This is a genomic window from Streptomyces sp. NPDC046870, from assembly GCF_040704595.1.
Lineage (GTDB): Bacteria > Actinomycetota > Actinomycetes > Streptomycetales > Streptomycetaceae > Streptomyces > Streptomyces argyrophylli.
Map to the genome: position 1 here is coordinate 121,587 of NZ_JBEYXM010000007.1, position 21,993 is coordinate 143,579.

General features: G+C 74.6%; 19 protein-coding genes. 11 read left to right on the forward strand and 8 right to left on the reverse strand.

The window, feature by feature from the left end; all coding sequences use genetic code 11:
- Positions 1–25: 25 nt before the first annotated feature.
- Entirely contained in the window at positions 26–796 is a 771-nt protein-coding gene (locus AB0946_RS18045) for a PaaX family transcriptional regulator C-terminal domain-containing protein (RefSeq protein ID WP_366761569.1), read from the reverse strand.
- A 71-nt stretch (positions 797–867) separates the two neighbouring features.
- Here AB0946_RS18045 and AB0946_RS18050 point away from each other — a divergent pair, with 71 nt between their 5' ends.
- Both AB0946_RS18050 and AB0946_RS18055 read left to right on the forward strand, forming a co-directional pair.
- A complete protein-coding gene (locus AB0946_RS18050) occupies positions 868–2,565 on the forward strand; it encodes an acyl-CoA dehydrogenase family protein (protein WP_366761570.1) in 1,698 nt (565 codons plus the stop codon).
- Between the two features lie 154 nt (positions 2,566–2,719).
- Positions 2,720–4,720, forward strand: coding sequence for a HEAT repeat domain-containing protein (locus tag AB0946_RS18055; protein ID WP_366761571.1), 2,001 nt, complete (start codon positions 2,720–2,722; stop codon positions 4,718–4,720).
- A 152-nt stretch (positions 4,721–4,872) separates the two neighbouring features.
- On the opposite strand, the gene AB0946_RS18060 is transcribed toward AB0946_RS18055, so the two are convergent.
- Positions 4,873–5,466, reverse strand: a complete 594-nt coding sequence (locus AB0946_RS18060; RefSeq protein ID WP_366761572.1) for a hypothetical protein — start codon at positions 5,464–5,466, stop codon at positions 4,873–4,875.
- A 272-nt stretch (positions 5,467–5,738) separates the two neighbouring features.
- Between AB0946_RS18060 and AB0946_RS18065 the strand changes: the two genes are divergently transcribed.
- The 3 genes from AB0946_RS18065 (at position 5,739) to AB0946_RS18075 (ending at position 8,728) form a co-directional block, all read left to right on the forward strand.
- A complete protein-coding gene (locus AB0946_RS18065) occupies positions 5,739–6,827 on the forward strand; it encodes an exo-alpha-sialidase (RefSeq protein ID WP_366761573.1) in 1,089 nt (362 codons plus the stop codon).
- Positions 6,828–6,936: 109 nt separating this feature from the next.
- Positions 6,937–7,614 (forward strand): uracil-DNA glycosylase, encoded by a 678-nt coding sequence (locus AB0946_RS18070; protein WP_171158729.1) that lies wholly within the window; start codon positions 6,937–6,939, stop codon positions 7,612–7,614.
- Positions 7,615–7,801: 187 nt separating this feature from the next.
- Positions 7,802–8,728 (forward strand): hypothetical protein, encoded by a 927-nt coding sequence (locus AB0946_RS18075; RefSeq protein ID WP_366761574.1) that lies wholly within the window; start codon positions 7,802–7,804, stop codon positions 8,726–8,728.
- Between the two features lie 151 nt (positions 8,729–8,879).
- On the opposite strand, the gene AB0946_RS18080 is transcribed toward AB0946_RS18075, so the two are convergent.
- On the reverse strand, positions 8,880–9,917 hold the full coding sequence (locus AB0946_RS18080) for a lactonase family protein (RefSeq protein ID WP_366761575.1): 1,038 nt from the start codon (positions 9,915–9,917) through the stop codon (positions 8,880–8,882).
- A 167-nt stretch (positions 9,918–10,084) separates the two neighbouring features.
- Complete coding sequence (locus tag AB0946_RS18085; RefSeq protein ID WP_366761576.1) at positions 10,085–11,575, reverse strand: FUSC family protein; 1,491 nt, start codon at positions 11,573–11,575, stop codon at positions 10,085–10,087.
- A 238-nt stretch (positions 11,576–11,813) separates the two neighbouring features.
- On the opposite strand from AB0946_RS18085, the gene AB0946_RS18090 reads away from it, so the two are divergent.
- From AB0946_RS18090 to AB0946_RS18100, 3 genes are all read left to right on the forward strand, one after another.
- Complete coding sequence (locus tag AB0946_RS18090) at positions 11,814–12,290, forward strand: Lrp/AsnC family transcriptional regulator (RefSeq protein ID WP_366761577.1); 477 nt, start codon at positions 11,814–11,816, stop codon at positions 12,288–12,290.
- Positions 12,291–12,310: 20 nt separating this feature from the next.
- A complete protein-coding gene (locus AB0946_RS18095) occupies positions 12,311–13,000 on the forward strand; it encodes an HAD family phosphatase (protein WP_366761578.1) in 690 nt (229 codons plus the stop codon).
- 321 nt (positions 13,001–13,321) lie between these two features.
- Positions 13,322–14,821, forward strand: coding sequence for an MFS transporter (locus tag AB0946_RS18100; RefSeq protein WP_366761579.1), 1,500 nt, complete (start codon positions 13,322–13,324; stop codon positions 14,819–14,821).
- A 5-nt stretch (positions 14,822–14,826) separates the two neighbouring features.
- On the opposite strand, the gene AB0946_RS18105 is transcribed toward AB0946_RS18100, so the two are convergent.
- Complete coding sequence (locus AB0946_RS18105; RefSeq protein ID WP_366761580.1) at positions 14,827–15,642, reverse strand: LysR family substrate-binding domain-containing protein; 816 nt, start codon at positions 15,640–15,642, stop codon at positions 14,827–14,829.
- Between the two features lie 238 nt (positions 15,643–15,880).
- Between AB0946_RS18105 and AB0946_RS18110 the strand changes: the two genes are divergently transcribed.
- Both AB0946_RS18110 and AB0946_RS18115 read left to right on the forward strand, forming a co-directional pair.
- The gene (locus tag AB0946_RS18110) at positions 15,881–16,291 is read left to right on the forward strand and encodes a DUF5997 family protein (RefSeq protein WP_366761581.1); all 411 of its coding nucleotides are present in this window, start codon (positions 15,881–15,883) and stop codon (positions 16,289–16,291) included.
- Between the two features lie 268 nt (positions 16,292–16,559).
- Positions 16,560–17,375, forward strand: coding sequence for a LuxR C-terminal-related transcriptional regulator (locus AB0946_RS18115; RefSeq protein ID WP_366761582.1), 816 nt, complete (start codon positions 16,560–16,562; stop codon positions 17,373–17,375).
- 75 nt (positions 17,376–17,450) lie between these two features.
- On the opposite strand, the gene AB0946_RS18120 is transcribed toward AB0946_RS18115, so the two are convergent.
- Positions 17,451–17,873, reverse strand: a complete 423-nt coding sequence (locus AB0946_RS18120) for a secondary thiamine-phosphate synthase enzyme YjbQ (RefSeq protein WP_171158720.1) — start codon at positions 17,871–17,873, stop codon at positions 17,451–17,453.
- A gap of 223 nt (positions 17,874–18,096) precedes the next feature.
- Between AB0946_RS18120 and AB0946_RS18125 the strand changes: the two genes are divergently transcribed.
- A complete protein-coding gene (locus AB0946_RS18125) occupies positions 18,097–19,173 on the forward strand; it encodes an NAD(P)-binding domain-containing protein (protein WP_366761583.1) in 1,077 nt (358 codons plus the stop codon).
- A 12-nt stretch (positions 19,174–19,185) separates the two neighbouring features.
- Here AB0946_RS18125 and mltG read toward each other — a convergent pair whose 3' ends face one another.
- Together mltG and AB0946_RS18135 are read right to left on the reverse strand one after the other, a co-directional pair.
- Positions 19,186–20,088, reverse strand: coding sequence for an endolytic transglycosylase MltG (gene mltG / locus AB0946_RS18130; RefSeq protein ID WP_366761584.1), 903 nt, complete (start codon positions 20,086–20,088; stop codon positions 19,186–19,188).
- A gap of 69 nt (positions 20,089–20,157) precedes the next feature.
- Positions 20,158–21,960 carry an ABC transporter ATP-binding protein gene (locus tag AB0946_RS18135; protein WP_366761585.1) on the reverse strand — a complete coding sequence of 601 codons (1,803 nt, stop codon included), beginning with the start codon at positions 21,958–21,960 and terminating at the stop codon, positions 20,158–20,160.
- Positions 21,961–21,993: the final 33 nt, after the last annotated feature.

Consider the following 21,993-nt stretch of genomic DNA (forward strand, 5'->3'; position numbering starts at 1 on the left):
AGGACCCCCGGCGGGGCCGTGCGGGTCAGCGTGTGTCGTCCGGTTCCGGTGTGCCCAGGGCCGTGGCCAGTTGCCGCCGGTAGTCGGCGTAGGCCGTGCGCAGGTCCTCCCCCGGCCAGTCGGGGGGCAGCAGCGCGGACGGCAGGACCGGGTCGGTCAGCAGGTGACGGACGGCCGCCGCGTAGGCGGTGAGCCGCACGGCCGGGTGGTCGGCTCCGGTCGCGCGGACGAGCAGGGAGCGCGCGGTGGCTGCCCAGTCGGCCAGCGGCCAGAGCCGGGCGGCGAGGTCGCGCGGGGGCTCGTCGGGGCGCGCGGCGCACGTCAGCGCCACCTGTCGCAGATCACCCGGCAGCGGGCGGTCGAGGTTGGCCGGGCGCAGCCAGACGCCCTCGCGGAGTTCGGCCAGGCGCAGGGCGGTCAGCCGGGCGCGCAGGTCGGCGCGTTCGGCGGGGCCGCGGCCCGTCGCCGTGACCACCACCATCTCCCAGTCGCCGTCCCACGCGCGCGTGCGGGGCCGCACGGCTTCGTCCTGGCGGCGCTGCCGGGCCAGCAGCCGGTCGCTGAGCCGGTAGACGGCGTCGCCGCGCCGCAGGTCGCCGGCGGCCACCATGCGGCTGAGCGCGGCCCGCAGCGTGGAGCCGCCGACCCCGAACGGCTCCACCAACCGGACCAGGTCCTTCACCGGCAGCTGGGGCGGATGCACGCCGAGGAGCAGGCTCAGCACGACCGACCGGGCGGACAGCGGCCGCAGGCCGGCGGCGTCCGCGTCCGGCTCCGCGGGGACGTTCATGCGCATGGCCCCGTACTGTACGTGCGTCCTCTTGTTGCATCATTGCTACAGTCGCAGGAAGAGTGCAACATGCTGTCATGGTCTCGATTTCCGAGCAGTCGCAGTCGCAGTCGCCGGCCCAGTCACCGTCGCCGGCCCAGCCGTCGTACGCCACGCACGACGTGACCAACCAGCCCCCGCCGCTCGCCCCCTACGACGCCTCCGACGACCCGGCCCTGCTGGAGGGGCTGCGCCGGGAGGGCGCGGGATGGGCCGAGGAGGGCGTCCGGAGGCTGGGGGCGCGCGCCGGCAGCGCGGAGGCGCAGGAGTGGGGCGAGCTGGCGAACCGGTACGAGCCGGTGCTGCGCACCCACGACCGCTACGGCCACCGCGTCGACGAGGTGGAGTTCCACCCCAGCTGGCACCACCTGATGCGGACGGCGGTCGCCGAGGGCCTGGCCGGTGCGCCGTGGGCCGACGAACGGCCGGGCGCGCACGTCGCCCGGACCGCGGGCGGCCTGGTGTGGGGGCACACGGAGGCGGGACACGGCTGCCCCACGTCGATGACGTACGCCGCCGTACCCGCCCTGCGCGCACAGCCGGATCTCGCCAAGGTGTACGAGCCGCTGCTCACCAGCCGCGAGTACGATCCCCGGCTGCGCGTTCCGGCGCAGAAGCCCGGACTGCTGGCCGGAATGGGCATGACCGAGAAGCAGGGCGGTTCCGACGTCCGGACGAACACCACCACGGCCACGCCCACCGCGGAGGCGGGCGTCTACACACTGCGCGGGCACAAGTGGTTCACGTCGGCGCCGATGTGCGACGTCTTCCTGGTGCTCGCGCAGGCCCCGGGCGGGCTGTCGTGCTTCCTGGTGCCGCGCGTCCTGCCGGACGGCAGCCGCAACACCTTCCGCATCCAGCGGCTGAAGGACAAGCTCGGCAACCGGTCCAACGCCTCCTCGGAACCGGAGTTCGACCGGACCGTCGCCTGGCTGGTGGGGCCGGAGGGGCGCGGTGTGAAGACCATCATCGAGATGGTCAACTGCACCCGTCTGGACTGTGTGATGTCCTCGGCGACCCTGATGCGCAAGACGCTGGTCGAGGCGGGGCACCACGCCCGGTACCGCAGCGCGTTCGGCGCCCGGCTGATCGACCAGCCGCTGATGCGCAACGTCCTGGCCGATCTGGCGCTGGAGTCGGAGGCGGCGACGACGCTCACACTGCGGCTGGCCGGCGCGGCCGACCGCGCGGTGCGCGGGGACGCCGGGGAGCGGGCCTTCCGGCGCATCGCCACCGCCGTCGGCAAGTACTGGGTCACCAAGCGGGGGCCGGCCTTCACCGCCGAGGCCCTGGAGTGCCTGGGCGGGAACGGGTACGTCGAGGACTCCGGCATGCCCCGGCACTACCGGGAGGCTCCGCTGCTGTCGATCTGGGAGGGTTCCGGCAACGTCAACGCGCTCGACGTGCTGCGCGCCCTCGGCCGCGAACCGGACACCGCCGAGGCGCTCTTCGCCGAACTCGCCCTCGCGCGCGGGGCGGACGCCCGGCTCGACGCGGCCGTGGCCGCGCTGCGGCACGACGTGGCCGGAACCGATCAGGCGGGCGCGCGCCGGCTGGTCGAGCGGATGGCGCTGGCGCTCCAGGCCTCCCTGCTCGTCCGGCACGCTCCGCACCCGGTCGCGGACGCCTTCTGCGCGAGCCGCCTGGGCGGCGACTGGGGCCACTCGTTCGGCACGCTGCCCGCGGGAACCGACCTCGACGCCGTCCTGGAGCGCGCCCTGCCCGGCCGGGACTGACCGCTTCACGCGCGCGTGCCGGGCGGTCGCGCCGGGTGGCCGGTCACCGACGGCGGATCGCACACAGTCAGCGCGCGGTTCCGGTGCGCTGTCGGTGCCGTGGTGCACACTCCCCGTCAGGCGGCACTCGTCCGGGGAGGACAGGGAGGACCACGTGTGCACGGGGATCGACGAGGTCGAGTGGGCCTCGCTGCGGCACGCGCACGGCAGCGCGGAGGACGTGCCCGGGTGGTTACGGGCCCTGGCGTCCCCGGACACCGTCGAGCGGGCGACCGCGCTCGACGGGCTGTACGACGCGTTGCACCACGAGGGGAGGGTGTACGAGGCGGCGCCGGCCTGCGTGCCCTTCCTGTTCGCGCTGGCGGCCCGCGAGGAGGTACCGGACCGGGGCTGCATCGTGGAGCTGCTGGTCGGTATCGGCGGGGAGGGCGGCGGGAGCGCGGGCGCGACGGCTGCGGCGGACGCGGCCCGCAGGGCGGTGTGCGCCGGCGCCGAGGCCTTCGTCCCGCTCGCCGGGGACCCGGACCCGGCGGTGCGCCGGGCGGCGGCCGGGGCCCTGGTGCGCTTCCTGGACGCCCCCGCGCGGGTCCTGGGGCTGCTGCGGCGGCGGCTCGCGGCCGAGCGGGACGACCACGTCCTGCCGGCCCTGACGGAGGCGCTCGCCCTGTTCGCGCACCGGCATCCGGCCCTCGCCGACGGCGCGCTTGACCTCCTGGCCGAACAGAGCGCACCGCCCTACGCGCCGGGCCCGCGGCTCGCGGCACTCGGCCAGCTGGCGCTCCACGCGCCCGTCCGGCTCCCCGCCGACCTGGTGCCCACGGCGGTCCGGCTGCTGCACGAGCGGTCCGCGCGGCACCGGCCGGCCGCGGAAGGCTCCGGCACGGACACCCTGGTGCGCCGGATACGGCGGCTGCGCCCCTCGGACGAACAGGGCGCCGTCCTGCTGCGCACCCTGCACAGCGCGCTCGGAGACCGGGTGGACGACCGGATCGCCCTGCTCACCGGTCAGCTGACCAGTCCGGACCCGGTGGACCGGTGCAACGCCGTCTGGATGTCGGCGGGCCTGTTCCGGGGCTGGCGCGGCGACTTCGGCGCGCCCGTCCGGCTGCTGGGCGCGCAACTGAGCACCGATCAGGACCGCTTGCGGGACGCGGCGGTCTCGGTCCTGGCGGAGCTGTACGCGCTGGCCGCGCCCGCCGCGGACGACCTGCACGCGCTGGTGAGCACCCGGCCCGACCTGTGGACGCACCGCTGGGAGCGCGGCTCCCCCACGCTGGGCGGCCCGCTGAAGGCGCTGGCCAGGACGGGCGACCGGCGGGCCGTCCCGGCCCTGGCCCAGCTGCTGGCCGGTCCGGCGGCGCCCGTCGCACTGGGCTGCGAAGCGGCGCACCTGGGCCGGGCCGCGGCTCCGCTGGCCCCCGCGTTGAGGCTCCGCCTGCGCGGTGTCCCGCTCGCCTCGCCCGCCGCCGCCCGGCTCGCCGCCCCGCTGCTGACGGCGATCAGGGCCATCGGCGACCAGGAGGCCGTCCCCGAACTGGTACGGCTGCTCTCGGGCGCCCCCGACCACCTGGGAGCGCGGGACGCGGTCGTCGAGCAGGTGATCGAGACGCTGGCGGAACTGGGCGCCGCCGGGCAGACGGCACCGCTCCTGCGCCGACTGCTCCACACCCGGCACGCGGCCATCGCGGCGGGCGCGCTGTGGTCGGCTGACGGGGACGCCACCGCCGTACTCCCGGTCCTGCTGCGGGAGTCGGCCCGGGACGATCCGGCCGCCCGGCGCGCCGCCGTCCGGCAGCTCGGCAGGCTGGGGCCGGCCGCGCGCGCGGCGCTGCCCGTGCTGCGCCGCCTCGCCCGGTCCGGACCGGTGCGGGAACGGATACCGGCCGCGTGCGCGCTGTGGCGTATCGCCGGGGACCCCGAACCGGTTCGCCCGGTCTTCCGGCCGGCCTGGACGGCGGACCCCCGCACCCGGGGCCCGATCGCCCGGTGCCTGACCACGATGGGCCCGGCCGCCGCGCCGCTGCGCGACCTGATCACCGCGGAACTGACCCATCCACGCCGGCACACGGCCGTCGAGGGCGCGTACGGCGGCCGTGACATCCCGGACGACGAGGAACTGCTGCGGAGGTGCCGGCAGGTGCTGGCGGGGCTGTAGGGGCCGCCGGACGGGGTCCGGTCCGTCATGCGGGTCAACGAGTCCTGTGACGACGGCCGACGAGCCCCGCGACACGCTACGGCCCGGCCCGCTTCCCCCGGGCGTGGAGCGGGCCGTCGGCGGCGGCAGGAACCCCGCCCGGGCCGGCGGGGTCAGACCATCCGGCCCCACTGCGGGCCCAGCCGGGCCCATTCGGTGTCCCAGGCCTCCATGCGCCGGTGTTCCAGACGACTGCGCAGGGCCAGGCCGGCGACGCAGGGCACGGCGGCGGTGCTCGCGCCGACCAGCAGGCCTGTCAGGGTGGACCGGAACGCGGCCTCGGAGGCCGTGGTGGGCCGGGAGACCAGGCGGCCCCGCGGGTCGGTCCAGACGGTGACGGGCGTACCGGACTTGCTGCCGGGCTCCACCCGGATCCGGCCGGTGTGGGCGGAGCCGTCGGCGGCCGTCCAGCGGACCTCGGCCCAGACCCGGTCTCCGGCGGCGGCATGGCTGCCGTGCGCCGGGGTCTTCCCCGGGACCCGCGCGGCGACCCGGGCCACGGTGGGCCGCCAGGTGGCCCGTTCCCGGGCGAGTCCGCGCTCCACCGTGCCGGCCGCGGCGAGTCCGGCGAGCACGCCTGCCAGGACGGTCAGCAGACAGGTGCCGAGCACCACCCAGGCCTCCACGACGTCGGCCCGGCGTCTGAGCGGGTTGCGCCGCCAGCGCCACAGCCACACCTTCGGACCACGGAACGCCTTCAAGGGCATCCTCCTCACGAGCGCACCGACCGGCCGGACCGCCCTCCCATACGCGGGAGATCGCTCCGCTGCTCACGACGAGCCGTCTCCCCGACGGTCGCACGAGACACCCCTTCGGCGCAGGCGCATGCCGCAACGGGGCGGGCCGGTCTTCGCCGCACCCCGGCGACACAGGCGGTGACCTGCGCCGACACGCGTTCCGGAGGGAGTGTCAGTGGTGGGGTGCACACTGGCCGGTATCTATCGGCTATCGGGACAACGGCGTCCCGGAGGTGATCGGCATGACCGAGGTACTGCTCGCGGTGGGCACCCGCAAAGGCCTGTTCATCGCGCGGCGGAGGGGTGACGGCCCCTGGGAGTTCGACGCGAGCCCGTATTTCAACGCGCAGGCGGTCTATTCGGTGGCGATCGACACCCGGGGTGCCCGGCCCCGGCTGCTGGCGGGCGGTGACAGCGCGCACTGGGGTCCGTCCGTGTTCCACTCCGACGACCTCGGCCGCACCTGGACCGAACCGGCCCGGCCCGCGGTGAAGTTCCCGCAGGAGACCGGCGCTTCCCTGGAGCGCGTCTGGCAGCTGCACCCGTCCGCCGCCGAACCCGATGTGGTGTACGCGGGCGCGGAACCGGCCGCGCTGTACCGCTCGGAGGACCGCGGTGAGACGTTCGAGCTGGTCCGGCCGCTGTGGGAGCACCCCTCGCGCCCGCAGTGGGTGCCGGGCGCGGGCGGTCAGTGCCTGCACACGGTGCTCACCGACGCGCGCGACCCCCGGGTCGTGACGGTGGCCGTCTCCGCGGCGGGCGTGTTCCGCACGACGGACGGCGGCGCCAGCTGGTCGCCGTCCAACTCCGGTGTGTCGGCGGTGTTCCTGCCGGATCCGAACCCGGAGTTCGGCCAGTGCGTGCACAAGATCACCAGGGACCCGGCCGCCCCGGACCGGCTGTATCTGCAGAACCACTGGGGGGTGTACCGCAGCGACGACGCGGGCGCGCACTGGACCGACATCGGCGAGGGCCTGCCGTCGACGTTCGGCTTCGCGGCGGCGGCGCATCCGCGCCGGGGCGACACGGCGTACGTCTTCCCGATCACCGCGGACGCGGACCGGGTGCCCGCCGGGCGCCGCTGCCGCGTCTTCCGGACGACCGACGCGGGGAGCAGCTGGGAACCGCTGTCCAAGGGGCTGCCGGAGGAGGACCATTACGGCACGGTCCTGCGGGACGCCCTGTGCACGGACGACCGCGACCCCGCCGGGGTGTACTTCGGCAACCGCAACGGCGAGGTGTACGCCTCGGACGACGACGGTGACAGCTGGCAGCTGCTGGCCGCGCACCTGCCGGACGTGCTGTGCGTACGGGCGGCGGTGATCGGCTGACCCCCCGTCGGCCCCTGTCCCCCGGGCGCACAGGAGCGGGGCGCCGTCCGCTGCCGTGATCCGGCCATCAATTGATCGCCGACGGGTCCACGGCAGTAGGGTGACGCCCGTGGCACCACGACCCTTGCATGAAATCGTCGAACCGGGCTGGGCGAAGGCCCTGGAACCCGTCGCCGGACGGATCGCCGAGATGGGCGACTTCCTGCGTGCGGAGATCGCCGCGGGGCGCACCTACCTCCCGGCCGGACCGAACGTCCTGCGGGCCTTCCAGCAACCCTTCGACGAGGTACGGGTCCTGATCGTGGGTCAGGACCCGTATCCCACACCGGGGCACGCGGTGGGTCTGTCGTTCTCCGTGGCGCCCGACGTGCGCCCGCTGCCGCCCAGCCTGATCAACATCTTCCGTGAACTGACCGGCGACCTGGGGCTGCCCCAGCCGTCCACCGGGGATCTCACCCCGTGGACCGAGCAGGGCGTGCTGCTGCTGAACAGGGCGCTCACCACCGCGCCGCGCAGCCCGGGCGCGCATCGCGGCAAGGGCTGGGAAGAGGTCACCGAGCAGGCGATCCGGGCGCTCGCGGCACGCGGCAAGCCGCTGGTGTCCATCCTGTGGGGCCGTGACGCCCGCAATCTGCGTCCGCTGCTGGGCCGTCTGCCGGCGGTGGAGTCCGCGCACCCCTCGCCCATGTCGGCCGACCGCGGCTTCTTCGGCTCGCGCCCGTTCAGCCGGGCCAACGACCTGCTGATCCAGCAGGGCGGCCAACCGGTGGACTGGCGCCTGCCGTAACGGCCGGGCGGTGCCTGCGACCAGCGGCTCCGTGCCGGTTCCACCGGCGACGTCCGGCACCTGCGCCGGGCACGTGCCCCCTACACGCGTCTTCCGGGCGTAACTCATCAGACAAAACAGGACGGATACCGCTCACCTGCACCCTCCCCGAACGACGGAGGCCGGTAAGCCAGTAACATGCGGCGCCATGAGCTCCCCCACTGGACCCGCGTCCGGCCTGCCCGTACGAATGCCGCGACCCCGCCAGCCCGGACGGCACCGCCGTCCGGAACCGCTGGTGGCTCCCGAGGGCGCGCCCGCGCTCGTCCTCGCGGTGCCCGGTGTGCCCAGCACCACCACGCGCAGCCTCGCCGAGGAGGTCGTGAGCATCGCCCGCTCCGAGCTGCCCGGCCTCGACGCCCGGATCGGGTACCTGGACGGGGACGACACCGAGTTCCCCTCGCTGCGTTCCGTGCTGGCACGCGCCGCCGAGGAGCGCACCGCACGGTACGAGCAGGCCGTCGCCGCCGGGGCCGAGGGGATCAAGGAGCCCGACGGCCCGGTCGCCGTCGTCGTCCCGCTGCTGGCCGGCCCGGACAGCGCACTGCTGCGTCAGATCCGTCAGGCGGTGATGGACAGCCGGGTCGCCGCCGAGCTGACCGATGTCCTCGGCCCGCACCCGCTGCTCGCGGAGGCGCTGCACGTGCGGCTGTCGGAGGCGGGCCTGGCCCGCGCCGACCGCGCCCGGCTGTTCACCGTGGCCACCGCGGCGGACGGCATCATCCTGGCCTCCGTGGGCGGCGAGGAGGCCGTCCAGGCGGCCGGGATCACGGGCATGCTGCTCGCCGCGCGGCTGGCCGTGCCGGTGATGGCGGCGGCCCTGGACCAGGAGGGCTCCATCGCCTCCGTGGCAGAGCAGCTGCGGTCCGCCGGCTCGCAGCAGCTGGCCCTGGCCCCGTACCTGATCGGCCCGGAGATCGACCCGGCGCTGCTGGCCGGGGCCGCCGAGGAGGTGGGCTGCGCCACGGCCGAGGCGCTCGGTGCCTACCCGGCGATCGGCAAGCTCGCGCTCGCCAAGTACACGACGGCGCTGGGCATCTCCCCGCAGCAGCCGCAGAGCGCACCGGCCCGCTGACGCCCCCGGCGTCCGGAGCGGTCGACGCCCGTACGACACAGGGCCCGCTCCCCTCCAGGAGCGGGCCCTTCGCCTCGACCGGGGCTGCCCGCGCGTCCGGGGACGCCGCCTCACCGAGCCGGGCGACGGCACCACCTCCCGCGGCGCACACTCAGCCGAAGACCACGCACGAGGCCGCCGGGACCCGTACGGAGCCGTCGTAGCGGGGGACGCCCGTCATCCTGTCCACGGCGAACCAGGTCACGTCGCCGGAGCGCTCGTTCGCGGCGTAGAGGAAGCCGTCGTGTTCGGCCAGCGCGCGCGGCCAGCGCCCGCCGCAGGGCACCGTACGGATCAGCCGGAGCCCGTCCGTCTCCACGGCGAGGACGGACAGGACGTCCTCGCCGCGGGTCGCGACCCACACGAAGCGCCCGTCGGGCGAGACGACGATTCCCGACGGGTAGGCGTCGCCGGCGGGTGCGCCGGGCAGCACGGGCACCTCCGTCAGCGGCTTCAGGGAGCCGCCCGGGGCGTCCCAGCGGCACACCGTGACCGTGGGGGTCAGCTCGTTGACCACGTAGGCGTGCTCGCCGTCGGGGTGGAAGGCGAGGTGGCGCGGCCCGGAGCCGGGGCGCAGGGCGATCTCGCGGTGCACGGCGGGGCTGCCGTCCACGAGGGTGCACACGCGCACCGAGTCGGTTCCGAGGTCGACGCTGACCGCCCACCGTCCGCTGGGGTCGGGCTGCACCTGGTGGGCGTGCGGGCCGCGCTGGCGGCGGTCGTGCGGTCCCGAGCCGGTGTGCTGGAGCCGTCCGGAGGGCGCGCCGGCGAGCGTGCCGTCCGCGCGCAGCGGGACGGCGGTGACGCTGCCGCACCCGTAGTTGGCGGTCAGCACGTGTCCGTCGTACACGCTGAGGTGGGTGGGGCCGCTGCCCGCCACCGGTACCGGAGGACCGGCGGGTTCCGGCCGCCCCCCGGTGACGCGGTAGGCGGCGACGGCGCCCTCGGCCGTCTCGCTGACCGCGTAGAGCGTGTGCCCGTCCGGTGACAGGGCCAGGTAGGAGGGGTCCGGTACGTCCTGCACCGCGGAGAGGAGGGTGAGTGCCCCGGTGTCCGGTGCGACCTCGGCGGTCACCAGCCCGGGGCCGCCCGCCGCCGTGAACGATCCGATGAACGCCCGGCGCCTGCCCGCCCTGCCGTCCTGTGCCACCGCTGTCCCCTCTCGGTCGAGCCGTCGAGCCGGTCCGGGGCCGACGGTAGCAGTCGATCACGCGAGGTCTAGACCAAGAAGCGGGAGTCGCCGCGTGGTTCTTCGGGGAGTCGGCGCACTTCCCTGCGGAGCGGGGGCGCGCTCAGTCCTCGTGCGCCCCCACCCGCTCACGCCCCGACCAGCCGGGAGCCCGACGGCGTGCGCAGCGGCTCCGCCAGTTCGGCGAGGGCGCGTTCCAGGCCGTGCAGATGCGCCAGGGCGGGTTCGGCGGGCGGCTCGGCGGGGCGGTGCGGGGGCTCGGCACGGCCTGCGGTGAGGGCCTCCACCGCGGCCTCCACACGCCAGCAGGCGGCGGCGAGGCGGGCGTCGTGGGAGGCCTCGGGGTCGGCGGCGACGGCGACCAGGCCCCGGATCTCGCGGGCGCAGTCGTCGAGCAGCGCCAGGACCCGGCGGGCCCGCGCCTTGCGTGCCGGCATCGGGTTCAGCGGGTGCACCAGCGGCGCCACCGAGAGCCGGACCCGGCCGAGGAGCTGCTCCAGTTCGGCCACACGGGGCGCGGGGTCGGCGGTGGCGGAGCCGGCGAGGCGGGCGGCGGCCTCGGCCGTGCAGGCGTGCACGCAGCGCAGGGCCCGCTGAATCCAGGCGTCAGTGGTGGCGTGCGTGGTGACCGGCAGCACGAACAGGACGGCGAGCGCGGCGCCGAGCGCCCCGACACCGGTCTCCACGAGCCGCAGCGCGAGCAGTCCGGGGCTGAGGACGCCGAGGAGGCCGTACAGGGACTCGGCGAGCAGGGTCACCCAGAGCATCATCCAGGTGTAGGAGACGGCGGCCGTGTAGAAGATGCCGAACACGGCGACCGCGACCAGGACGACCGTCGGCAGCGGTGCGCCGTGCACCGGGACGGCGACCAGGAAGCCCAGGCAGATGCCGATGACCGTGCCGAGCACCCGGCGGAAGCCGCGGACCAGCGTCTCGCCGCGCGAGGCGGTGTTGACGAAGATCCACCACGTGGCGCCGACGGCCCAGTACCAGCGCTGCCCGGACACCAGCTGGCCCACGACGAGCGCGAACCCGGCGCCGGCGGTGGCCTGGACGGCCTGCCGGGTGGTCACCCGGGCCAGCCCGGTCCCGGCGGGCGGGGCCGGTACGGCGGCCGGCGGCAGCCGGCGTTCGTAGCACCAGACGCCGAAGCGCACGACGGCCGCGCTGAGCACGGAGAGCAGGACGGCGGCGTACAGCTCGGGCAGCTGTCCCGGGGCGGCGTGCAGGAACTGGGCCACGAAGAACGTCATGAAGGCGAACACGCCGAGGCTGTGCCCGCGCGGTCCCCACCGGCGGGCGTGGACGCCGGCGCCGACGACGGCCAGGAAGGTGAGATCGCGGGCGACGGGGTGGTCGTGCAGCCCGGCCGCGGCGGCGAGCACCGGCACGCCGACGACGGGCAGCAGCGCGGTGGTGACCGCCTGCCCGCGCACGGTCGGGTCGGTGACGGTGAACAGCGCGAGCAGCGCGGCCAGGCCGCCGGTGACCGCGCCGGCGAGCGAGTGTCCGGCGAGTGCGCAGACCACCACCGCCAGTCCGATGCCGAGGACGGCCCGCGCGGCGAAGCGCAACCGCGCCCGTCCCGGGTCCGGAGCCACGAACATCCTCTTCAGCACTGCTGCCCTCCCCTGGGTGCATGGGTGCACCGGCACAGAAAAGGCGCCGCGGGGTTCCGCAGCGCCATCGACACGTCCATAAGAGCATCACCGACCTCACTGGCTCAAGTGTGAGACGAATCGCTGAGCCGATGGTCCAGTGTCAGGTCGGCACGCACGCGCTCCGGAATGCCAATGTGCCAGGTGGGACGGCACACGCGTCGGTGGATCGCCTGGACCATTGGTACAGTCGTCCATCATGGCCGTGGACGCACTCGACACCCGCATCCTGCGGCTGCTCCTGGAGCAGCCGCGCACCAGCGTGCGCGAGTACGCCCGCATCCTCGGCGTGGCCCGCGGCACGCTCCAGGCCCGGCTGGACCGGATGGAACGGGACGGCGTGATCACCGGCACGGTCCCCTCCCTGTCCCCCGCCGCGCTCGGCCACCCGGTGCTGGCCTTCGTGCACATCGAGGTCACCCAGGGCCACCTGGACGACGTGGGGGACGCGCTGGCCGCCGTACCGGAGATCGTGGAGGCCTTCTCGATCACCGGTGGCGGAGACCTGCTCGCGCGCGTGGTGGGCCGGGACAACGCCCACCTGGAGGACGTGATCCAGAAGCTGATCAGCCTCCCCGGCGTGGTGCGCACCCGCACCGAGGTGGCACTGCGCGAGCGCGTCCCGTACCGGCTGCTGCCCCTGGTGGAGTCGGTGGGCCGGGCGGCCCGCGCCTGACGCTTGGCATCCTGGACGCCATGAACGATCTCGGCGCCCTCTCGGTCATCTTCGATCTCGACGGAACGCTGGTGGACAGCGAGCCGAACTACTACGAGGCGAGCCGGCAGGTCCTGGCCGAGCACGGCGTCCCGGACTTCACCTGGGCGGACCACGAGGGCTACGTCGGCATCAGCACCCGCGAGACGGTGACCATCTGGCGGGACCGCTACGGCCTGCACGCCTCGGCGGCGGAGCTGCTGGCCGCGACGAACGGCCGCTACCTGGAGCTGGCGCGCACCCGCACGCGCGCGTACCCGGAGATGCGCGCGTTCGTGGAGTTGCTGGCCGCGCGGAACGTCCCGATGGCGGTGGCGTCGGGCTCCTCCCCGGAGGCCATCGGGGCGATCCTGGCGGGCACCGGACTGGGCGCCTTCCTGCGCACGGTGGTCTCGGCCGACGAGGTCCCGCACGGGAAACCGGCGCCCGACGTCTTCCTGGAGGCGGCCCGCCGGCTCGGCGCGGACCCGGCCGACTGCGTGGTCCTGGAGGACGCGGCCCCCGGGGCCGCCGCCGCCCACGCGGCCGGCATGCGCTGCCTGGCCGTCCCGTACGTCCCGGCCCAGGCCGACGCGCCGGAATTCGGCACCGCGACCCTGCTGCTGCGGGGCGGCCAGGCGGAGTTCACGGCACGGTCGGCGTACGCGTGGCTGCGGGAGACGGCCCGCTGAACCGCCCGCGCACCCGCCGGGTACGGGAGGGGCGGACGCGGGTGGGCGCCGGGCCCTCGGTCTCTTCACGCCAGGGCGTCAAGCCTCCCGGGAGGGCGTGCACCCGGTCGGTTCCCGGTCGACGCCGTGCGGGCAGGGGTGCCCGTTCGGAGCAAGGGCACGCTGCTCGTCCCCGGGGCGACCGCGGGCGTCCGGCTCGCCCGGGGACGGCTGGACGGCGAGGCGCGGTGAGGCAGCCGGCGGCCGGGAAGGCGCCGGCCGGCGGGTGCGCGCGGCCGGTCCCGGCGTGCGCGAGCGGCCATGACTGCATAGCGTGACCTCATGACCACAGAACAGGCCCGGACCGCCCCCGACGAGCGGCGGTGGAAGGCGCTCGGGGTCTGTCTGGCAGCGGGTTTCATCTCGCTCCTCGACACCTCGATCGTGAACGTGGCGCTGCCCTCGCTGGAGCGCGGACTCGGGGCCTCGGAGGCCACCCAGGCATGGGTGGTCTCCGGGTACGCCCTCACCTTCGGACTGGCGCTGGTCCCGGCCGGCCGGCTGGGCGACATGCGTGGCCGGCGCGAGGCCTTCCTCTTCGGGCTCGCTCTGTTCACGGTGGCCTCGGCGGCGTGCGGGTTCGCGCCCAGCACCGGCTGGCTGGTGGTGTTCCGGCTGATCCAGGGCACCGCGGCGGGCATCGTCGCGCCGCAGACCTCGGGGCTGATCCAGCAGATGTTCCAGAGCTCCGAGCGGGCCAAGGCCTTCGGTGTGCTCGGGACCGTCATCGGGGTGTCCACGGCGGCGGGTCCGCTGGCGGGCGGTCTGCTCATCGACGCCGCCGGCACCGACGACGGCTGGCGCTGGGTGTTCTTCGTCAATCTGCCGATCGGGGTGGCCGCCTTCGCCGCGGGCCTGCGGCTGCTGCCGCGTCTGCCGGCGACGGGCAAGCACGAGGAGTTCGACCTGTTCGGGGTGTTCCTCCTCGGCTCGGGCGTCCTCGCGCTCATGCTGCCCCTGGTCCAGGAGCAGCAGTGGACCGGCCGGGAGAAGTGGGCGCTGATGCCGCTCGCCCCCGTGCTGCTGGGCGCGTTCTGGGCGTGGGAGCGACGGCAGGGACGGCTGGGCCGGGCCCCGCTGGTCGACCTGGCGCTGTTCTCCCTGCGCTCCTTCACGCTCGGCGCCCTGATCAGCCTCAGCTACTTCGCGGGCTTCACGACCGTCTTCTTCCTCTACGCCCTGTACCTGCAGAACGGCGTGGGTTACAGCGCGCTGGCCTCCGGGCTCACGGTCCTGCCCTTCGCGGCGGCCTCGGCGGTCGGCGCGGCCATCGGCGGCCGGCTGGTGGTGCGCTTCGGCCGCAAGCTGGTCGTCATGGGGCTGGCCGGAGTGGCCCTGGGCGTGCTCGGGGTCGTCGTGGCGGTGGAGCTGGTGCCCGGACGGAATGTGGGGTGGGCGTCGGCGCTGCCCCTGCTCGTCGGCGGCATCGGGTCCGGTCTGACGGTCTCCCCGAACACCACCCTCACCCTCACCCGCGTCCCCGTGCACCGGGCGGGCGCGGCCGGTGGCGTCCTCCAGACGGGCCAGCGTGTCGGCTCGGCGGCCGGGATCGCGGTGGTGGGCGCGGTGTACTTCGCCCACCTCGCCAATCACGGCCGCGCGGACACGGCACTCCAGCTGGGGCTGCTCACCGTCGCGGGGATCATCCTGGTCGCACTCGTGCTCGCGATCGCCGATCTGCGTGAACGCCACGTACGTCCGGAACCCGGGAAGGCCGGGGAGCCCGTCGGGCGGAGCTGGGAGGACGGGAGCGCCGTCGAGGGGCTGCGCCCGGGCCCGTAAGGGCCTCACGACCTGCGGCGCGGCTTCCCCCGCTTGGCCGGCTTGCCCCCGCCGCCCGTACGGGCGTGTGCCGCACGGCCGCCCGGCTTGCCCGAGGACTTCGCGGACGGCTTCCCGGACGACCTGGCCTGCGACTTCGCCCCCTGTGTCTGGCGGGTGCCGCCCTGGTCGGAGCGCTTGCGCTGCTCGTCGGCCGAGGCCCGCACCGCCGTACGGCCCCTGGTGCTGTTGACCGTGCGTCCGCGCACGATGCCGATGAACTCCTGCACCAGGTCGGTGGTCGCTTCCTCCGGCCAGGACAGGGCGACGCCGGACTGCGGGGCGTCGACGACCGGGCGGTAGGTGAGGTCCCGGCGGTGGTGGAGCCGGGCCAGGGACTGCGGGACGACCAGGAGGCCGACGTTCGCCGCCACCAGCTCGATAGCGTCCGCGGTGGTGGCGGGCCGCTCGAAGGCCGGTTCACCGGGCGGGGCGTCCCAGTCGAAGACGTCGTCCAGGGGGTGGAAGAGCACCTCGTCGGCGAGGTCGGCCAGGGTCACCTCGTCCGCCGCCGTGATCAGGTGGTCCTTGGGGACGACGACCACCGTGGTCTCGGTGTAGAGCGGGATCGCGCTGAAGAACGTACGGTCGACCGGCAGCCGGACGAGGCCCGCGTCGGCCTCCCCCGCGCGCAGCACCTCGGGCGCCTCGGCGGCCGGGACCTGGACCAGGGTGAGCGGGACGCCGGGCAGGCGCTCGTTCCAGATCCTCACCCACTTGGCGGGCGTCACTCCGGGAACGTACGCGAGCCGGAACGACGGTGAATCCTCCGAGCCTGTCATCAGGCCAGGTTACCGGCCCGCCCGAACCCCCTCGGCCACGGACCGCCGGCACGGCTCTCCCCCACGTCGCGGGCAAGCGCCCGCCCCCTCGGCGCCGGGCCCTCCGGCAGGCGCCACCTCCGCTCCGGCACCATGCCTCGTCAGCAGGCGCCACCTCGGCTTCCGCACAGCGTCCCGGCCAGGCGTTCGTCACCGGCCGTGGTCGGCCCTCCCCCGCGCGGCCGATACCCTGGACGGCATGAAGTCGCAGCAGAGCACCCAGACGATGAAGCCCGCGACCGCGGCGAAGAAGCTGGGTGTGTACCTCCCCGCCACCCCCGCCTCCTTCCAGGAGGGTGTGGTCACGCGCGCCGAGCTGAACGAGTTGCAGGCCAACCCGCCGGAGTGGCTGCGCGAGCTGCGGACCAACGGTCCCCACCCGCGTCCCGTCGTCGCCGCCAGGCTGGGCGTGTCCATCGCGGGTCTCGCCCGGGCCGGGGTCACCGAGCCGCTGACCACCGAGCAGATCGAGGCGCTCAGGCAGGAGCGGCCCGACTGGCTGGAGAAGGAGCGCGCCACCCAGGCGGAGGTCCGCAAGGAGGCCGCGCGCCTCAAGGACCTGAAGCAGGCAAAGGCGGAGAAGAGGGAAGGCGGCGCCGAGCGCGGCTGATCCCGACGCCCGTCCCGACGCCCTCCGGCTCCGCCGGGGGGCGTTGCCCGTTGCCGGCCGGGGAGCCGGCCAGGCGCGGAGGAGGCACGTGGAGGGCGACACCGGACGGGCCGCCGTTCCCCCGTGCCGGCGGCCCCTCGGACACGCCGTGTCCGAGCAGGCCGGTGTCGCCGGGTTGAAGTGTGCGACAGCCGGGGACCGCAGCGATATGCGTAGAACTACGTACGCCGACGGGAGGGCGGGTACGCGAGGCGACCGGAGAGGAACCGTGCGACTGGAGAAGGCCTACGAGCGCATGACGGCCGTCGCCGTCGCGGCACTGCACGAACGGGAACCCGAGCGGCTGTGGCCGATGCTGGCCGGCACGCTGGCGGACGTGTGCGGCGGCGAGGCGGTCATCCACAAACTGGACGAGTGGAGCGAGAGCGAGGGCACGCTCGGCACGGTGCCCGACGCCGCCGCCGCTGAGCTGGCCCGGCTCGGGGAGGCCGACCTCGGCCTGCTGCGGGCCGGCTATCCCTTCGCCGGTCACTACGCGCCCGGAACCGACCGGACGCCGGTCAGCGCGTACCGGGCGGCGGGCCGTGCGTGGCGCTCCAGTCCGACGGCCCGCATGCTCCGCGAGGCACTGGACGTCGACCACGTGCTGGGCGTGCCGCTCCCGGGAAGCGCCGCCCCGATCACCGGGTGCCTGGTGTACCGCGCCGGTACGGATTTCGGCGACGACCACCTGGCCGTCGCCGAGCGCGCCCAGCCGCTGCTGGCGGCGGTCGAGCGGCAGCGGCAGCTGCTCGTGGAGTGGCGGCGGGCGCTCGGCCCGGCCGGTGCGCCGGACCAGCGTGCGGCGGACTGCGCGCTGACCCCCCGCGAGACCGCCGTCCTGCTGCTGCTCACGGACGCGCTCACCGCCGACGCGATCGGCCGCCGTCTCGGCATCTCGGTCCGCACGGTGCACAAGCACGTGGAGAACATCTACCGCAAGCTGGGCACCCGCGACCGCGTCGGCACGGTGCTGCGGGCGCAGCGGCTCGGCCTGGTGCCGGCGCCGGGCCGGGCCGAGGCCACCCGGGCTCGCCCCTCCTGACCCGGCACCGGGCCTTCCGGTGGGCCGGCGACGCTCAGTCCGGTGAGCCGGCGAGGCCGATGGGCCCGGCGGAGCTCAGCCGAGGAAGCTCAGCCGCACCTTGCGGTCGGGATTGTCCTTGTTGGTGTCCACCAGACACACCGACTGCCAGGTGCCGAGCTCCAGGCGTCCGCCGATCACCGGGAGGGTCGCGTGCGGCGGAACGATGGCGGGCAGGACGTGGTCACGGCCGTGGCCGGGGCTGCCGTGCCGGTGCTGCCAGCGGTCGTCGGCGGGGAGCAGGGTGTGCAGGGCGGCGAGGAGGTCGTCGTCGCTCCCGGCGCCCGTCTCGATCACGGCGATTCCGGCGGTGGCGTGCGGGACGAAGATGTTGAGCAGACCGTCGCGGCCGGCCGCCGCCTCCCGCAGGAACTCCTCGCAGTCGGCGGTGAGGTCGACGACGCGTTCCCGGCTGCCGGTGGAGACGTTCAGCACGCGTGTGGTGAAGGCATCGGACATGCCCTCATCCTGACCCGTACGCCGGTTCCCACACCCCAGGCACTCCGCGTTCCGCGTCGCGGATCCTCGGCGCCACCGGAGTGCCGGCAGCCGATGTGCTCGCCTCCCCCGGCCGCATCGCGCCGGATCGGGATCACCTTCACCGAGTCCGAGCTGCTCCCGGAGAAGGCCGGCTCGGCCGTGCGGCGGGGAAGATCCGTGCGCGGGTCGCTGTTGCCCAGGCGTGAACGAAGTGCGTGAGATCGAGGTCGTCGTCATCGGTGCCGGTCAGGCGGGTCTGGCCGCCGCGTATCACCTGCGGCGCACCGGATTCGAGCCGGACCGCGACTTCACCGTCCTCGACCACTCCCCCGGCCCGGGCGGCGCCTGGCAGTTCCGGTGGCCCTCGCTGACCTTCGGCAAGGTGCACGGCATGCACGCGCTGCCCGGCATGGAACTGACCGACGCCGACCCGGCGCGGCCGTCGGCCGAGGTCGTCCGGGAGTACTTCGACCGGTACGAGCGCACTTTCGACCTGCGGGTGCGCCGGCCCGTGGACGTGCGCGCGGTACGCGAGGGCCCCGGCGGGCGGCTGCTCGTGGAGACGTCCGGCGGCACCTGGTCGACACGGGCGCTGATCAATGCGACCGGCACCTGGGACCACCCGTTCTGGCCGCGCTACCCCGGGCAGGAGACCTTCCGCGGCCGGCAGTTGCACACCGCGCAGTACGCCGGTCCGGAGGAGTTCGCCGGGCAGCGGGTCGTGGTGGTCGGCGGGGGCGCCTCGGGCACCCAGCATCTGCTGGAACTCGCCCCGTACGCCGCCGCGACCACCTGGGTCACCCGGCGGCCCCCGGTCTTCCGTGAGGGCCCGTTCGACGAGGAGGCCGGGCGTGCGGCCGTCGCGCTGGTGGAGGAGCGGGTACGTCAGGGGCTGCCGCCGCGCAGCGTGGTCTCGGTCACCGGGCTGCCGCTGAACGACGCCGTCCGGCAGGGCCTGGCGAACGGCGTCCTGGACCGGCAGCCGATGTTCGACCGGATCACACCGGACGGTGTGGCCTGGCGGGACGGCCGGCAGGTGTCCGCCGATGTGATCCTGTGGGCGACCGGGTTCCGGGCCGCGCTCGACCATCTCGCTCCGCTGAGGCTGCGCGAGCCGGGCGGCGGTATCCAGGTGGCGGGCACGCGCGTGGTCGCCGACCCGCGGATCCACCTCGTCGGCTACGGCCCCTCCGCCAGCACCATCGGGGCCAACCGGGCCGGGCGCGCGGCCGTCCGGGACATCAGGCGGCTGCTCGCCGGGGAACCCGTCGCCGCGTGACGTCCCGCCGGCTCAGCGGAGCGCGGGCTGCGATCCGTCGGGCTCGGACGGAGGCGCCGGCGGGCCGCCACCGGTCGGCTGCGCCGTCCCCCCGTTCTGGTGGAGGGCGTTGTACTCGGCCACGTTCCGCAGGTGCGTGTTGTAGTCCGCGGTGAAGCGGGTGTCCCCGGGGGTGATGGTGACGAAGTACAGCCAGTCGCCCGGCGTCGGGTTGAGCGCGGCGCGCATCGCGTCCTCGCCGGGGTTGTCGATCGGCGTGGGCGGCAGGCCCGTGCGCTGGTGGGAGTTGTACGGGCTCTCCTCCTGGGTGTCGCTCTGGCCGGCGGCGGTGCCGCGGTTCAGCGCGTAGTGCAGGGTCGAGTCCATCTGCAGCGGCATCCCGCTGTTCAGCCGGTTGAAGATGACCCGGGCGACCTTGCCCATGTCCGCCTTCGTCGAGGCCTCGGCCTGGACGATGCTCGCGATGGTGACCGTCTGGTAGACGTTCACGGCGTTGCGCTGGGCCCCGGCCGCGACCGGCGCGCCGTTGAACTTGCGGTCGGCCGTGTCGATCATCAGCTGCAGCATGGACTCGGGCGTCGCTCCCTTGCGGACGGGGTACGTCGCCGGGAAGAGGTAGCCCTCCGGGTTGCCCCCGGCCTCGTTGGGCAGCTTCAGGGCGGCCTTGCCGAGGGCGGCGCGGGTGCTGCCCAGGGGCAGGCTGAGGGCCTTGTCGATCGCGTCGTAGACCTGGTTCGCTCGCCAGCCCGGTGGGATGACCAGCGCGGCGGGCTTCGCCTGGTCACCGTCGGCCGCCAGTGTCAGCAGCGGCACCGCCACGGCGGTGCCGGCCATGACGGCGCCGGCCACCAGGACGGCGAGTCTGCCGCGGCGTGTCAGTCGGGTCCTGCTCCGTGACGGAGTGTTCGTCTGCATGCGGGCACGGTAATACGCATATCCTCACAAACCCGGCATATATTCAGCTTGTCGGTCACGGTCGCCTGTTCAGTTCGCGGGTTGCAGCCGCGCGTCCCGGCGCACGAGGGCCGCGTACCGGCCGTCGCGCTCCAGCAGGTCGTCGTGGGTGCCCCGTTCGGCGACCCGGCCGGCGTCCAGCACCACGATCTGGTCGGCGTCGCGGATCGTGGACAGGCGGTGCGCGATGGTGATCGTGGTGCGGTCGGCCGACAGCGCGTCGATGGCCTCCTGCACGGCGGCTTCCGTGCGGGTGTCGAGCGCGCTCGTCGCCTCGTCCAGGATGAGGACCGGCGGGTCGCGCAGGATGGTGCGGGCTATCGCGAGGCGCTGCTTCTCGCCGCCGGAGAAGCGGTGACCGCGTTCGCCGACGACGGTGTCGTAACCGTCGGGAAGCGCCGCTATGTGGTCGTGGATCTGGGCCGCCCTCGCCGCCGCGTGCAGTTCCTCGTCGCTGGCGTCGGGCTTGGCGAAGCGCAGGTTGTCGGCGACCGAGGCGTGGAAGAGGTACGTCTCCTGCGAGACGACGCCGACCGCGCGGGCGAGGGTGTCGAAGTCGAGGTCGCGGACGTCGACGCCGTCCAGGGTCACGCGGCCACCGGTGACGTCGTACAGGCGCGGCACCAGATAGCCGAGCGTGGACTTGCCGGCGCCGGTCGGGCCGACGACGGCGAGGCTGCTGCCGGCCGGCACGGTGACGTCGATGCCGTCGAGGACGGGGCCGCCCTTGTCGTCGTAGCGGAACTCGACGTCCTCGAAGCGGACCTCGCCCTTGATCTGTTCGAGGTGGACCGGCCGCTCGCGCTCGGTGATGTCGACGGGCAGGTCGAGGTACTCGAAGATGCGCTGGAAGAGCGCGAGCGAGGTCTGGATCTGCACACCGGTCGCGAGCAGGCTCACAGCCGGGCGGAACAGGCCCTGCTGGAGCGAGACGAAGGCGACGATGGTGCCGAGGGAGACCTCGGGGCCGCCGAACCGGAGGGCGAGGCCGGCGGTCCAGTAGATGACGGCGGGCATCGCGGCCATGACGATCGAGATCACGGCCATGCGCCAGCGCCCGGCCATGTTCGACCGCACTTCCAGGTCGACCAGGCCCTCGGACTCCTGCGCGAAGGAGGCCGTCAGCGAGTCGGAGCGGCCCATGGTGCGGCCGAGCAGGATGCCGCTGACCGAGAGCGACTCGGTGACCGTGGCCGCCATCGCGGCCATCTGCTTCTGCCGCTGGGTGGTGATCTTCTTGCGTTCGTTGCCGACGCGGCGGCTGATCCACACGAACACCGGCAGCAGGAGCAGGGAGACGATGGTCAGCCGCCAGTCCAGGGCGACCATCGCGACGATCGTGGCGACCACGCTGGTGGCGTTGGACACCAGGGAGGTGGCGGTGGAGGTGACGGTGGCCTGCATGCCGCCGATGTCGTTGGCGATGCGGGACTGCACCTCGCCGGTGCGGGTGCGGGTGAAGAAGGCCAGGGACATGCGCTGCAGGCGGCCGTAGACCGCGGTGCGCAGGTCGTGCATGACCCGCTGGCCGACGGTGGTGGAGATCAGGGTCTGCAGCACGCCGAAGACGCCGCCCAGGACGGCGCTGAGGATCATGCCGAGCGCGAGCAGGCTCAGCAGGCCGGTGCGGCCCTGCGGGATGGCGACGTCGAGCGTCTCCTTCAGCAGGAACGGTGTGGCCACCGAGACCAGCGACGAGGCGCCGACGAGCAGGCCGACGACGGCCAGCCGCCCGCGGTAGGGACGGAAGAGCCGCAGAATGCGGCGCACCTGCCGGGGCTGTTCGCCGGCGTCGGCAGGTGGGGTCCAGGAGGGTTCACGGTCGGGGTGCATGGGCTCCTACGGAGTGGGCGGGGCGCCGGCCGG